The following is a 14,767-nucleotide window of genomic DNA, read 5'->3' on the forward strand; positions in this document are numbered from 1 at the left end:
ATGAGCAGTGCCACCACGCGTGGCGTCGATCGAATCGCGCAAGCCGGGACAGGTGCCCTGTCACAGACCGGCAATATTGTTCAGCTCTTCGTCGATGTTGCACGCCAGACCTTTGTGCGCCCGTTTCAGTGGCGGGAGTTCATCCAGCAGGCGTGGTTCATCGCCAGCGTGACGATCCTGCCGACGGCACTGATCGCGATTCCGTTCGGTGCGATCGTCTCGCTGCAGACGGGTTCGCTCATCAAGCAGCTCGGTGCGGAGTCCTACACCGGTGCGGCGAGCGTTCTCGTCGTCATCCAGCAGGGTTCGCCCCTGGTGACGTCGTTGCTGATCGCCGGCGCGGCCGGGTCGGCCGTCGCCGCCGACCTCGGGTCGCGCACCATCCGCGAGGAGATCGACGCGATGGAGGTGCTCGGCATCAACCCGATCCAGCGCCTCGTCGTACCGCGTGTGCTGGCCATGGTCCTGGTCGCGATGCTGCTCAACGGACTGGTCGCCGTCATCGGCATCGGTGGTGGCTACTTCTTCAACGTCGTCGTCCAGGGCGGAACGCCGGGCGCCTACCTCGCGTCGTTCGGCGCGTTGGCGCAGCTGCCCGACCTCTGGGTGTCGACCCTCAAGGCCGCGATCTTCGGTGTCCTCGCCGGAGTGGTGGCGTCGTACAAGGGCCTCAACCCCAAGGGCGGTCCGAAGGGCGTGGGTGACGCGGTCAACCAGAGCGTCGTCATCACGTTCCTGCTGCTGTTCCTGGCGAACCTGATCATCACTGCGGTCTACCTGCAGGTCGTCCCACCGAAGGGGAGCTAGACGTGACCGACGGTGGGGGCGGCGTGACGATCGCCAAGAGCAGGCCCGAGTACTACATGTACGAGGCCCGCAAGCAGCTGGGCAAGCCGCTGAAGGTGCTCGACGGTGCCGGCGAGCAGATGTCGTTCTACGGCCGGACGCTCGCCTGGATGCCGAAGACGATCGTGCATTACACGCGCGAGGTCCTCCGCCTTCTCGCCGAAGTCGCGTTCGGTTCGGGCGGACTCGCGGTCATCGGCGGCACGATCGGCGTGATGGTGCTGATGTCCGGGTTCACCGGCGTCGTGGTCGGCCTGCAGGGTTATGCAGCTCTCGATCAGATCGGCTCGCAGGCCCTGACCGGCTTCCTCTCCGCCTACGTCAACACCCGCGAGGTGGCGCCGCTGGTGGCGGGGCTTGCCCTGTCGGCGACCGTCGGCTGTGGCTTCACCGCCCAGCTCGGTGCCATGCGCATCTCGGAGGAGATCGACGCGCTGGAGACGATGGCCGTGCCGTCGATCCCGTTCCTGGTGTCGACCCGCGTGATCGCCGGGTTCATCGCGGTCATCCCGCTCTACGTGCTCGGCCTGCTGTCGGCGTATCTGGCGTCCCGGGTGGTGACGACGGTCTTCAACGGCCAGTCCGGCGGCTCCTACGACCACTACTTCAACCTGTTCCTGCCACCGGCCGACGTCTTGTGGTCGTTCGGCAAGGTGCTGGTCTTCGCGTTCGTGATCATTCTCGTGCACTGCTATTACGGCTACTACGCCTCGGGCGGTCCCGCGGGTGTGGGCGTGGCCGTCGGTCACGCGGTACGAGCGGCCCTGGTCCTCATCGCCGTCCTGGACTTCTTCCTGGGCCTGGCGATCTGGGGCACCACGACAACCGTGCGAGTGGGGGGTTAGCGTGACGCTGCTGCGTAAACGGTTGCTCGGGCTGGTCTTCTTCCTCGTGGTCGCGTTGTTCCTCACCTTGACGATCACGAAGTTCAACAAGACGTTCACCGAGTTCACCGACGTCACGCTGGTGACCGATTCGACCGGCAACGCTCTTCCGGCGAATGCCGACGTCAAGGCCCGCGGCATGACGGTCGGCGAGGTGCGCGAGGTCAAACCCGGACCCGACGGCCGCGTCGAAGTCGTGCTAGGACTCAATCCCGACCAGGCCTCGACGCTGTCGGACGAGACCACCGCGCGCATCCTGCCGAAGACCCTGTTCGGCGAGCGTTACGTGGCCCTGCAGGTGCCGGAGGACAACTCGGGGCCGACCCTGACCAACGGTGCGACGATCCAGACCGACCGCAGCGGCAACGCGCTGGAGATCCAGCAGTTGTTCGACAAGCTGCTCCCGGTCCTCGAGGCGATCCCGCCGCAGGATCTGAACGCCACCCTCACCTCCCTGTCGTCGGCGCTGTCCGGGCGCGGCGAGCAACTGGGCACGACGCTGGAAGAGCTCGATCAGATCTTCGGCGAGATCAACGAGAACCTGCCCGAACTGGAGGGCACCCTCGAAGGACTGGCCAGCTTCTCGCAGACGTATTCGCAGGCGCTGCCCGACGTGGTCGACGCGCTCGACTCGCTGCGCACGACGACGAACACCATCGTCGAACGCCAGGACGACCTACGCACGCTCATCGCCACCCTGGGCGTCGCGTCCGACGACCTGACCGGCTGGCTCCGGGCGAACCGCACGGACCTCATCGACCTCGCCGTCGACTCCGAGGAACTCCTCGTCGGCCTGGCCAAGCAGTCGCCGACCTTCGTGTGCACGTTCCGCAACTTCGCGGGCCTGATCCCGGAGTCGCGCAAGATCGTCGGCCAGGGCACCAAGAACCCGGGCGTGCGCGTGAACCTGCAGTTCACCAATCCTCGTGGCCGTTACCTACCGAACCAGGACGAACCCCGCTTCATGGACCTCGATCCGCCCGCCGTGTGTTACGACCCCAAGATGGGCGGCAACCGCCCGTTCCCGCAGTACCCGGGTGGTTCGCTCGCCGACGGCAGCTACCAGCCGCCGTCGCGTAATGCCGGCCCCCGCACCATGCGTGAGCTGCCGCAGCCTCAGTTCAGCGGCGTACCCGCCGGCTCGGTCTCGCCCGCGGCGAAGCCGGTCGTGGCGAAGGCCAACCCCTTCGACGACCCGGATTACCGCAAGCAGCTGCAGGTCATCTACGGCGCCACGTCGGGTAAGTCGCCGGAAGAGGTGCCCACCTGGGTGACCATGATCGGCGGCGGTGCGCTGCAGGGTGCGAAGGTCGACATCAAATGAAGTCGATCGTCGGACCGCTGATCAAGCTGGTCGTCTTCGGCGTGGTCACCGTGGTGACCACGAGTCTGCTCGCCGTGACCATCGCCAACGCGGGCGGTGACGGGGACGCGAAGTTCAATGCCGTCTTCACCGACGCCACCCTGCTCAACCCGGGCGATGACGTCCGGATCGCGGGTGTGCGCGTGGGGCAGGTGGAGAGCGTCGAGGTCTACGACCGCAACAAGGCCAAGGTAGCGTTCAACGTGGACCGCGACCGTCTGCCCGACGGCACGCAGCTCTTCATCCGCTACCGCAATCTGACCGGACTGCGGTACCTCGCGCTCGAGCGCGGCGCGGGCGACCCGTCGCAGACGGTCGCGCAGGGCCACACGTTCGGCCTGACGCCGGGCGTCAAGGACACCCACCCGCCGGTGAACCTGACCGAACTGTTCAACGGATTCCGACCGCTGTTCCAGCAGTTGTCCGCCTCCGACGTCAACAAGCTGACCGAGCAGATCATCGCGATCTTCGACGGGCAGGGTGGTTCGATCACCCGCCTGGTCAGCGACACGGCCGATCTCACCAACGCGATCGCCGACAAGGACAAGGTCATCGGTGAGCTGATCACCAACCTCACCAAGGTCCTCGACACCGTCAACCGCAACGACGAACAGTTCACCAGCCTCCTCGACAACACCGAGAAGCTCGTGACAGGCCTTGCGGCACAGCGTGGTTCGGTGGGCTCGGCGATCACCTCGGTGTCCAACCTGACCTCGGTCACGGCCAACATCCTCGGTGCGACGCGTCCGTCCATCCAGGGCGACATCGCGGGACTGAAGTCGCTCGCCGACCAGATCAACAAGCGTGACGCGGACATCGAGGAGACGCTGACCAACCTGCCGATCAAGCTCCAGAAGATCGGTCGCGCAGCAACATTCGGTTCCTGGTTCCAGTTCTACCTGTGCGGCATCGACGTGGTGGCGGGCAACGGCAAGTCGCCGGTGCTGACGCAACCGCTGGTCCCGCTACCCGACATCAATCATGTGCTCTACACCAGCGCGGCCACGCGCTGCTGGGCCGACGACCGGCCAGGGGGGTGACCACGATGGCAGACAACAACGATCCGAACCCACGCGGCGGTGACCACGACGACACCGAACGCGACGAGGCGCAGGCCCCGGTGCAGCATCCGCACCGGCGTTTCGGTGGCCGGCGCAGCCCGGTCAGCATCGGTGCCATCGGCATCCTGATCCTGCTGATGCTCGGACTCAGTTCGTTCTATCTCGCCGAACTGCCGCTGCTGGGCGCGGGCGCCCGCTACACGGCGAAGTTCACCGAGGCCGCCGGCCTGAAACCGGGCAACGAGGTGCGCGTCGCGGGCGTCAAGGTGGGCGAGGTCGACGACGTGACCCTCGACGGCGATCGCGTCAACGTGACCTTCCGGGTGGAGAACACGTGGATCGGCGACCAGACGCAGGCGACCATCCAGATCAAGACGATCCTCGGTCAGAAATTCCTGTCGCTGAACCCGCGCGGCAGTGAGCCCGCCGACCCCGACGTCCCGCTGACCGACACGGTGGCCCCCTACGACGTCATCGAGGCGTTCTCCGGGGCGGCCGAGCAGATCGGCGAACTCGACAACGACCAGTTGGCGGAGTCCATGCGCGTCCTGTCGGACACGTTCTCGGGTACGGCCGGGACGACCGGTCCGGCGCTCGAGGGCATCGCGCGTCTGTCGGAGACGATCTCCAGCCGTGATCAGGAGGTCCAGCGGTTGCTCGCCGCGACGAAGGACACCTCGAAGATCCTCGCCGATCGCAATGAGGAGTTCGTGCGCCTCATCGGTGGTGCAGGCCAGCTGCTCGACGAACTGAACAACCGGCAGCGCAACATCTCGGCGCTGCTGGCCAGCACGACGAGCCTGGGCGACTCGCTCACCGGCATCGTGCGGGACAACGAAGAACAGATCGGACCCGCGCTCGATGCGCTGAAGGGCGTCAATGAGCTGCTACAGCGTCAGAACCAGAACATTCGCGACTCCATCAAGTACATGGCGCCGTTCTACCGGTTGTACGCCAACGTGCTCGGCAACGGTCGCTGGTTCGAGTCGTCCGTGGTGAACCTGCTGCCGCCCGCGCTGCCGCAGCAGAACACGACGCGGCCGCCGAACAAGCAGGCCATGGAGAACAACGCCGGGACGGGGGTCGGCTGATGACCACACCGGATCTGACCCGGCACGCGGGTCCAGGCCGCTGGTTCACGCCGCGGCACATCGTGGTGCTCGTGATCGGACTGATCATCGCGCTCATCCTGGCGGGAGCGCTGTGGTGGGTGTTCACCTCGATCGGGACCACCAAGATCACCGCGACGTTCAAGCGTTCGGTCGGCATCTACGAGGGCTCCGACGTCCGCGTTCTCGGCGTGGCGGTAGGCAAGGTCGACTCGGTGACGCCGCAGGGCGAGACCGTGAAGGTGACCATGACGGTCGATCGGGGAGTGGAGCTGCCCGCGGATGTCCGTGCGGTGCAGATCATCCCGTCGGTCGTGGCGGACCGCTACGTGCAGCTGACCCCCGCCTACACGGGCGGGGAGAAGGCGCCCCGCGATCTCACCCTCTCGGTGGACCAGACGATGATCCCGGTGGAGGTCGACCAGATCTACGCCAGCGTCAAGGAGCTGTCCGACGCCCTCGGACCCGACGGCGCCAACAAGACCGACGGCACCGGCCGACAGGGCGCAGTGAGCGAACTGGTCACGACCGGCGCGGAGAATCTCGAGGGCAACGGCGAGAAGCTGGGCCAGGCGATCGAGGGATTGTCCAAGGCGTCGACGACGCTGAGCGATTCGCGCGGCAACCTGTTCGACACCGTCAAGAACCTGAACACCTTCGTCGGCGCACTGCGCGAGAACGACGCCCAGGTGCGGCAGTTCAACACGCAGATGGCCTCGTTCAACCAGTTCCTCGCCGGCGAGCGCGAGCAGCTCGCCGCCGCGCTGAACAAGCTGTCGATCGCACTCGGCGATGTGGCGACCTTCCTCGCCGACAATCGTGAGCAGATCGGGGAGACGGTGAAGGACCTCCAGCCGACGACCCAGGCCCTGCTCGACCAGAAGAACAACCTCAAAGAGGTCTTGACCGTGCTGCCGATCACGGTGAACAACCTGATCAACGCGTACGACGCCGAGTCGGGCACGTTGTCGATGCGGCTGACGATCCCGGATCTGCAAGATCTGATCGGGGCCCAGTGCCGCCTGCTCGACCTCGGTGCGCTGCTCCCGGGCAACCCGGCTGCCGATCAGTTCAGCAACACGCTCCGGCCGCTGATCAGCCAGTGCGAGGAGATCGGTGACCAGATCCAGCGCGGTGTCCTGGAGCCGCTGTTGCCGGTGCTGCCGTTCGGCATCATGAGCAACAACAAGCTGCAGCGCGCACCGGTGCCGGGCACCGTCCCGGGCAACCCCGATCCCGAGATCGGCAACCCGTCGCCCTCGAGGTCTCCGGCGGCCCCGTCGTCCACCCCGCGCCCCCGGGGAGGTAACTGATGAACCGCAGGACGATGCGTACGGCGGTGGCCGGCGCCGCTCTGTCGCTCACCCTCCTGGTGTCGGGCTGTATGTCCAACGGCATCCAGTCGATCCCACTGCCCGGCGGCGTGAACACCGGCGACAACGCGCGCACCTACAAGATCCAGTTCGACGACGTGCTCGATCTCGTGCCGCAGTCGATGGTCAAGCGCGACGGAATCCCGGTCGGCCGAGTGACCAAGGTCGAGGTGCCCAACGACCAGTGGTTCGCCCAGGTCACCGTCGAGGTACAGAACAACGTCGACCTCTCCGACGAAGCCGAGGCGAGCGTCCAGCAGACCTCGCTGCTCGGTGAGAAGTTCGTGTCGCTGACCGAACCCGACGGCAGTGCCGAAGCGCCGCGCCAGAATCCCGACCAGCCGATCCCGGTGTCGCGGACACGTACCGCGACCGACATCGAGCAGGTCCTCGGGGCCCTGGCCCTGCTGCTCAACGGCGGTGGCCTCAATCAGCTGCAGCCGATCGTCACCGAGCTGAACAAGGCGCTCGACGGCCGGACCGACAAGGTCCGTGACCTCATCGGCGAGACCGAGGACCTGATCGCAGGCCTCAACCGTCAGCGCGACGACATCGTCACCGCGATCGACGGACTGGCCGAACTGTCCACCCGGACCGCGGCGCAGACCGCGCAGATCGACCGCATCCTCAAGCAGTTGCCCGCGGGCGTCGAGGTGCTGGAGGAGCAGCGGCCGCAGTTCGTCGAACTGCTGACCAAGCTCGATCAGCTCGGTCAGGTCGGCACCGACGTGCTGGGCAAGTCGCGCAAGGCATTGATCAACGACCTGAAGGCGTTGCGGCCGGTGCTGACCCAGCTCGCCGCGGCGGCTCCGGATCTGATCACCGCGGCACCGCTGATGCTGACCCACCCGTTCCCGGACTGGTTGCTGCCGGGTGTGCGTGGTGACTCGACCAACCTGTTCATGACGCTCGACCTCCGCGTCCTCAACCAGCTCGAGGCGCTCGGCGTCGGCCAGGGGACCCCGAAGTACTCGCCGCCCGCACGGGTGAGCGTGCCGGTCGATCGCCGCAACCCGTACTACCGCGGCAACGGCCCGCGCTACGGCTGGCCGACCATCACCCTGCTGCCGCCGGGTCCGAACTGGCGTCCGGGACCGAACACGCCGCCGTCGGGCGGGCGCTACCCGGCGTCCTTCGCCCGGCCCGCGGAGGCGGCCGGCCCGATGCCGACCCCGGCGACACCGGGGCAGGGCATCCTCGACGGCCCGCTGGCCGCGATGGGACTCGCGCCGGCCGCGCCCACCCAGAACCCGTCAGGAGCAGGACGATGATCGGCAAGCTCGTCAAGATCCAGCTGATCGTGTTCGTCGTCGTCGGCCTGGTCGCCCTGGTGTACGTGGGTGCGAAGTACGCGCGCCTGGACAAGCTCGCCGGTGTCGGCATGTACACGGTCACCGCCCAGCTGCCCGACTCCGGCGGCATCTTCACCAACGCGGAGGTCACCTACCAGGGTGTGCCGGTGGGTCGGGTCGGCAAGCTGACGCTGACGCCCGACGGGGTCGACGTCGCACTCGACATCGACTCCGGTGGGCCGGAGATCCCGGCGTCGGCGACCGCGGTCGTCGCGAACCGGTCCGCGATCGGTGAGCAGTTCGTCGACCTGCAGCCGACGTCGTCGGAGGGGCCGTACCTGAAAGACGGCGACACGATCACCAAGTACGCGCTCCCCGAACCGCTCGAGGACGTGGTCGCCTCGGCGATCGACTTCACCGACTCGATCCCGGTCGACGACCTGAACACGGTCATCACCGAACTCGGCCGCGCGTTCAACGGCCAGGGGGAGAACCTCACCCGTCTGGTCGACTCGCTCGGCAAGTTGTCCCGGGCCGGCGTCGACAACCTGAGCGAGACGGTCGCCCTCATCCAGAACTCCGATGTCGTGCTCGACACCCAGGCCGATCAGTCCGACGCGATCCTCACGTGGTCGCGCAACCTGAACCTGGTGACCGCGACCCTGGCCTCCGCCGATCCGGACCTTCGTCGACTGCTGACGACGGGCACGTTGTCGGCGACGCAGATCTCGGAGCTGATCCAGAAGAACGGCAACGACCTCTCCAAGGTCGTGAAGGACCTCGCCGAGGTGGCCCGGACCATCGAGCCGGCGACGTACACGACGTCGACGACGTTCGCGATGCTGTCGGCGCTGTCGGCGGGCAGCCATGCCCCGGCTCCGGGCGACGGTCAGATCCACTTCGGTGTCGTGCTCGAGACCAACAATCCCGCCGCGTGTACGCGCGGATACGAGGGCACCGACGCGGTGCTCGCCGAAGCCCGTCGGAAGAACCCGAACTTCGACGTCCATTACGACGACTTCGCATTCAACACCGACGCGAAGTGCACCGTGCCGTTCGGTAATCCGACCGGCGTCCGAAGCGCCGAGCGTGCCCAGTACGCCAACCCGGCGTACCCGCAGCCGTGGGACAACACCCCCAAGAAGGATCCCGACAAGCTCAATCTCAACCCGCTCGCCCAGCAGCTCGCAGCGTTGCTCGGCGTCCGGCCGCGGTAGACCCCACCACCCGACGCGCGTCGCCGCCGGCGACCGGACCGCACGGTCCGGTTCCCGGCCTTGGCTTGCGCTCAGGAGCGATATATACAGTGTGTTCCCGATGACTGGCACCCCAGAACCGACAGAGAAGAAGCCCAGCGGCATCCGTCCCGCCGTGCGGCGGGCGGCGGGGTTCGCGCCCCGCGCCCTGGCCTCCGCGGCGATCGTGGTCGGCGTGGTGCTCGTCGCCGTGTTCGGTGTGCGTGCCTACAACGTCTACTTCGACGAGTACCCCGCACAGGAGACGCGCGACGCGGCGACGCAGGCGGCCGAGCAGGCCGTCCTCAACATCACGACGATCGACCCCGCCGACGTCGACGGCTTCCGCAAGCGTGCCGAGGCCTCGCTGACCGGCAAGGCGAAGGAAGAGGTGCTGGGCGGCAAGGACGGCAGCGTCCTCGACATGCTCGGCACGGCCGGGCCCAACACCGCCAAGCTGAGCGCGCGCCTGCTGCGCAGCGCGCCCAGCGAGGTCGACGCCGACGAGGACAAGGCCAAGGTGCTCGTCTACGTGGTGACGACCCTGCAGCGTCCCGGCCAGGCCGGTATCGACGAGACGCGCGGCTTCGACGTCAGCATGACCAAGGACGGCGACACCTGGAAGGCCGAGAACGTCCTCGGCCTCGAGGGCATCGCCTACGCCGATGGTGGCGGCGGTGCGCCCGCCCCGGCGGCCCCGGCTCCGGAGGGAGGCAACTGATGGCCAACGATCGCGGTAAGAAGAAGCCCACCCCGAAGCGCCGCCCGACCCCGAAGGTCGCCGGCCGGACCTCGCCGCCCTCCGAGGTGCGAGGCGCGAAGGCGGCGAGCCTCGAAGGGCCTGGTGACGCAACCGCGGAAACCGACACCCCCCTGCCCACTGAGGTGCGAGGAGCGAAAGCCGCCGGGCCGAGCGAGCGAAGCGAGTCGAGGTCGACGAGCCACGAAGGGCCTGGTGACGACACCACCGAGGCCAGCCCCACCGAGGCCGGCACCGCTGGAGCCGACACCATCGACTTGGCGAAGCCCGCAACACCAACACCCGAGCCCACCAAACCCAAGACCAAACCGGTCGCGCGGGTCTCGACCTTGCGTCGGGGCGACGCGTCGGCAGCGGGTTCCGACACCTCGGGCACGCCGAATCGGCCGATGGGCCGGCGTCCCGGCCGGCGGGACCGGCGGGGGAGCGGTGCCTCGCGCGGTCCGCTCGGCATCCGCACCGGGGTTCTCGCGGCCATCGCGGCCGGCTTGTTCGTCGTCGCCGCGATCCTCGCGTTCCATCCCGGTGCCGAGATCGGGCCCAACAAGGCGTTCGTCGACCAGGAGTCGACGGCGCAGCTGACCTCGCAGGCCCAGGAGCGGATCTGCGCGGTGTTCGGGTACGACCACACCGAGCTCGACAAGTGGCAGCAGCGTGCGCAGGACGCCCTGACCGGGCAGGCCCGCACCGAGTTCGACGAGACGCTCAAGGCGCAGCGGGACCTCATCACGCAGACGAAGACGGGCGCCGAATGCCGCGTCGACGCGATCGGCGTGCGGGACCTCTCCGGGGGCGGCGACGGCGCCACGGCGACCGTCATCGCCAATCTGATCGTGAGCGAGACGCAGAACAGCATGGCCACCAACAGCGGTGCACCACGTGCCCAGTTCGCCATGGTGCGTGAGGGTGATCAGTGGCGGATCCGTGCGGTCGAGCCCTTCTGATCGTCCTGCGCCGCACCCTGATCACCAGGTCGGGAGCCGAGTTCGGCACCGACTTCACGAAATTCGCGCGTAGCGCTTGACGTGGCGGCGATGTCGGGCCAGTCTGTGACCAGCGATCGACGTGCAGGCAGCCACCCGCGCGAACTCGCTTTCCAGACGGCTTGACAAAGTGCGTCTATTTTCTGCTACAGTTGGACGTTGCGCTGGCTGCCTCCTGTCCATCTATCGATCCTTCTTCGGCCACTCCTAGACGTGTGTGCTGCGGTGATCGCCGATCCCAGGGTGTCACCAGCGAACGGCCCATCAAGCCACGTACTGCACATCTAGGTTGTGAATAACGTCGTGTTGGAAGGACGCATCTTGGCAGTCAACCGCCAGTCCACCTCAACAATCCCCGGCGCGCCGCATCGCGCGTCGTTTGCAAAGATCAGCGAGCCGCTGGAGGTTCCGGGCCTCCTCGACCTCCAACTCGATTCGTTCGAATGGCTCGTCGGTTCGCCGGAGTGGCGCGCTAAGGCGATCGCCCGCGGTGACGAGAACCCGACGGGTGGCCTCGAGGACATCCTCCACGAGCTGTCCCCGATCGAGGACTTCTCCGGTTCGATGTCCCTGTCGTTCTCCGAGCCGCACTTCGACGAGGTCAAGGCCTCCGTCGAGGAGTGCAAGGACAAGGACATGACCTACGCGGCGCCGCTGTTCGTCACCGCGGAGTTCATCAACAACAACACCGGCGAGATCAAGTCGCAGACCGTCTTCATGGGCGACTTCCCGATCATGACCGAAAAGGGCAGCTTCATCATCAACGGCACCGAGCGTGTCGTCGTGAGCCAGCTGGTCCGCAGCCCGGGCGTGTACTTCGACGCCTCGATCGACAAGACCACCGAGAAGACCCTGCACACCGTCAAGGTGATCCCGGGTCGCGGCGCGTGGCTGGAGTTCGACGTCGACAAGCGCGACACCGTGGGTGTGCGTATCGACCGCAAGCGCCGTCAGCCGGTCACCGTGCTGCTCAAGGCGCTGGGCTTCACCGCCGAGGAGATCACCGAGCGTTTCGGCTTCTCCGAGATCATGATGTCGACGCTGGAGAAGGACAACACCGGCAACCAGGACGAGGCGCTGCTCGAGGTCTACCGCAAGCTGCGCCCGGGTGAGCCGCCGACCAAGGAGTCCGCGGAGAACCTCCTGGAGAACCTGTTCTTCAAGGACAAGCGTTACGACCTCGCGCGCGTGGGCCGGTACAAGGTCAACAAGAAGCTGGGTCTGACCGGCAACCCGATGGTGGGCGAGTCGACCCTGACCCGCGAGGACATCATCGCGACCGTCGAGTACCTGGTGCGTCTGCACGAGGCCGACCCGCACACCACCACCTACATGACCGTCCCCGGTGGCGTCGAGGTGCCCGTCGAGGTCGACGACATCGACCACTTCGGCAACCGTCGCCTGCGTACCGTCGGCGAGCTGATCCAGAACCAGATCCGCGTGGGCCTCTCGCGTATGGAGCGTGTCGTGCGTGAGCGCATGACCACCCAGGACGTCGAGGCGATCACCCCGCAGACCCTGATCAACATCCGTCCCGTCGTGGCGGCGATCAAGGAATTCTTCGGAACCAGCCAGCTGTCGCAGTTCATGGACCAGAACAACCCGCTGTCGGGTCTGACCCACAAGCGTCGTCTGTCGGCGCTGGGCCCGGGTGGTCTGAGCCGTGAGCGCGCCGGCCTCGAGGTGCGCGACGTGCACCCGTCGCACTACGGCCGCATGTGCCCGATCGAGACCCCTGAGGGTCCGAACATCGGTCTGATCGGTTCGCTCTCGGTGTACGCGCGGGTCAACCCGTTCGGCTTCATCGAGACCCCGTACCGCAAGGTCGTCGACGGCAACGTCACCGACGACATCGAGTACATGACCGCCGACGAGGAGGACCGCTTCCTCATCGGTCAGGCGAACACCAACTTCGACGGCAACGGCCGCATCACCGACGAGCGTGTCCTGGTGCGCAAGAAGGGCTCCGAGGTGGAGTTCGTCGGCGCGACCGATGTCGAGTACCTCGACGTCTCGCCGCGTCAGATGGTGTCCGTCGCGACCGCGATGATCCCGTTCCTCGAGCACGACGACGCGAACCGCGCCCTGATGGGTGCGAACATGCAGCGTCAGGCCGTGCCGCTGGTCCGCAACGAGTCGCCGCTGGTCGGCACCGGCATGGAGCTGCGTGCCGCGGTCGACGCCGGCGACGTCATCGTCTCGACCAAGACCGGTGTGGTGGAAGAGGTCTCGGCCGACTACATCACCGTCATGTCCGACGACGGCACCCGCGACACCTACCGGATGCGCAAGTTCGCGCGGTCCAACCACGGCACCTGTGCCAACCAGCGTCCGATCGTGGACGAGGGTCAGCGCGTGGAGTCCGGCCAGGTCCTCGCCGACGGCCCCTGCACCGAGAACGGTGAGATGGCGCTCGGCAAGAACCTGCTCGTGGCGATCATGCCGTGGGAGGGTCACAACTACGAGGACGCGATCATCCTGAGCCAGCGTCTCGTCGAAGAGGACGTGCTCACCTCGATCCACATCGAGGAGCACGAGATCGACGCCCGCGACACCAAGCTCGGTGCCGAGGAGATCACCCGGGACATCCCGAACGTCTCCGACGAGGTGCTCGCCGATCTCGACGAGCGCGGCATCGTGCGTATCGGTGCTGAGGTCCGCGACGGCGACATCCTGGTCGGCAAGGTCACGCCGAAGGGCGAGACCGAGCTGACCCCGGAAGAGCGTCTGCTGCGTGCGATCTTCGGCGAGAAGGCCCGTGAGGTCCGCGACACCTCGCTGAAGGTGCCGCACGGCGAGACCGGCAAGGTCATCGGCGTGCGCGTGTTCAGCCGCGAGGACGACGACGATCTGGCTCCCGGCGTCAACGAGCTGGTCCGCGTGTACGTGGCCCAGAAGCGCAAGATCCAGGACGGCGACAAGCTCGCCGGCCGTCACGGCAACAAGGGCGTCATCGGCAAGATCCTCCCGCAGGAGGACATGCCGTTCCTGCCCGACGGCACTCCCGTCGACATCATCCTGAACACCCACGGTGTCCCGCGTCGTATGAACATCGGCCAGATCCTGGAGACCCACCTCGGGTGGGTCGCCAAGGCCGGCTGGAACATCAACGTGGCCGAGGGTGTGCCGGAGTGGGCGTCGCGTCTGCCCGAGGACATGTACTCGGCCGAGCCCGACACCAACACCGCCACCCCGGTGTTCGACGGCGCGCGCGAGGAGGAGCTGACCGGACTGCTGTCCTCGACGCTGCCGAACCGCGACGGCGAGGTGATGGTCAACGGCGACGGCAAGGCGACGCTGTTCGACGGTCGTTCCGGCGAGCCGTTCCCGTACCCGGTGTCGGTCGGCTACATGTACATCATCAAGCTGCACCACCTGGTCGACGACAAGATCCACGCTCGTTCGACCGGTCCGTACTCGATGATCACCCAGCAGCCGCTCGGTGGTAAGGCGCAGTTCGGTGGTCAGCGCTTCGGTGAGATGGAGTGTTGGGCCATGCAGGCCTACGGCGCCGCGTACACGCTGCAGGAGCTGCTGACCATCAAGTCGGACGACGTGGTGGGCCGCGTCAAGGTCTACGAGGCGATCGTCAAGGGCGAGAACATCCCGGAGCCGGGTATCCCCGAGTCGTTCAAGGTGCTGCTGAAGGAACTTCAGTCGCTGTGCCTGAACGTCGAGGTGCTGAGCTCCGACGGTGCGGCCATCGAGATGCACGACACCGACGACGAGGACCTGGAGCGCGCAGCTGCCAACCTCGGCATCAACCTGTCGCGCAACGAGTCGGCCACCGTCGACGATCTCGCCAACTGACCTGACCCTCACCCGGCCGGGTTCACCCCGGCCACTGACAACAGAGCTCTG

11 protein-coding genes are annotated in these 14,767 nt (G+C 66.9%); all 11 read left to right on the forward strand.

All coding sequences use genetic code 11. The features are described 5' to 3' along the window. The 11 genes from BCM27_RS06050 to rpoB all read left to right on the forward strand — a co-directional run bounded on the left by BCM27_RS06050 (position 1) and on the right by rpoB (position 14,716). A complete protein-coding gene (locus BCM27_RS06050; protein WP_004023366.1) occupies positions 1–807 on the forward strand; it encodes an MlaE family ABC transporter permease in 807 nt (268 codons plus the stop codon). A 2-nt stretch (positions 808–809) separates the two neighbouring features. Next, positions 810–1,691 carry an MlaE family ABC transporter permease gene (locus BCM27_RS06055; RefSeq protein ID WP_004023367.1) on the forward strand — a complete coding sequence of 294 codons (882 nt, stop codon included), beginning with the start codon at positions 810–812 and terminating at the stop codon, positions 1,689–1,691. Position 1,692: 1 nt separating this feature from the next. After that, entirely contained in the window at positions 1,693–3,054 is a 1,362-nt protein-coding gene (locus BCM27_RS06060; protein ID WP_004023368.1) for an MCE family protein, read from the forward strand. Then, entirely contained in the window at positions 3,051–4,133 is a 1,083-nt protein-coding gene (locus tag BCM27_RS06065) for an MCE family protein (protein WP_004023369.1), read from the forward strand. The genes BCM27_RS06060 and BCM27_RS06065 overlap by 4 nt, the downstream gene beginning before the upstream one ends. A 5-nt stretch (positions 4,134–4,138) precedes the next feature. Beyond that, positions 4,139–5,245, forward strand: coding sequence for an MCE family protein (locus BCM27_RS06070; RefSeq protein ID WP_004023370.1), 1,107 nt, complete (start codon positions 4,139–4,141; stop codon positions 5,243–5,245). Beyond that, entirely contained in the window at positions 5,245–6,576 is a 1,332-nt protein-coding gene (locus tag BCM27_RS06075) for an MCE family protein (RefSeq protein ID WP_004023371.1), read from the forward strand. The genes BCM27_RS06070 and BCM27_RS06075 overlap by 1 nt, the downstream gene beginning before the upstream one ends. After that, positions 6,576–7,907, forward strand: a complete 1,332-nt coding sequence (locus BCM27_RS06080) for an MCE family protein (RefSeq protein WP_004023372.1) — start codon at positions 6,576–6,578, stop codon at positions 7,905–7,907. The genes BCM27_RS06075 and BCM27_RS06080 overlap by 1 nt, the downstream gene beginning before the upstream one ends. Continuing rightward, on the forward strand, positions 7,904–9,145 hold the full coding sequence (locus BCM27_RS06085) for an MCE family protein (RefSeq protein ID WP_004023373.1): 1,242 nt from the start codon (positions 7,904–7,906) through the stop codon (positions 9,143–9,145). The genes BCM27_RS06080 and BCM27_RS06085 overlap by 4 nt, the downstream gene beginning before the upstream one ends. 100 nt (positions 9,146–9,245) lie before the next feature. Next, complete coding sequence (locus BCM27_RS06090; RefSeq protein ID WP_033206430.1) at positions 9,246–9,884, forward strand: hypothetical protein; 639 nt, start codon at positions 9,246–9,248, stop codon at positions 9,882–9,884. Then, positions 9,884–10,867, forward strand: a complete 984-nt coding sequence (locus BCM27_RS06095; protein ID WP_004023375.1) for a hypothetical protein — start codon at positions 9,884–9,886, stop codon at positions 10,865–10,867. The genes BCM27_RS06090 and BCM27_RS06095 overlap by 1 nt, the downstream gene beginning before the upstream one ends. Positions 10,868–11,227: 360 nt before the next feature. Further along, entirely contained in the window at positions 11,228–14,716 is a 3,489-nt protein-coding gene (rpoB, locus tag BCM27_RS06100) for a DNA-directed RNA polymerase subunit beta (protein ID WP_004023376.1), read from the forward strand. Positions 14,717–14,767: the final 51 nt, after the last annotated feature.

Origin of the sequence: Gordonia terrae, from assembly GCF_001698225.1 — a bacterium.
In the GTDB taxonomy this organism is placed as follows: domain Bacteria; phylum Actinomycetota; class Actinomycetes; order Mycobacteriales; family Mycobacteriaceae; genus Gordonia; species Gordonia terrae.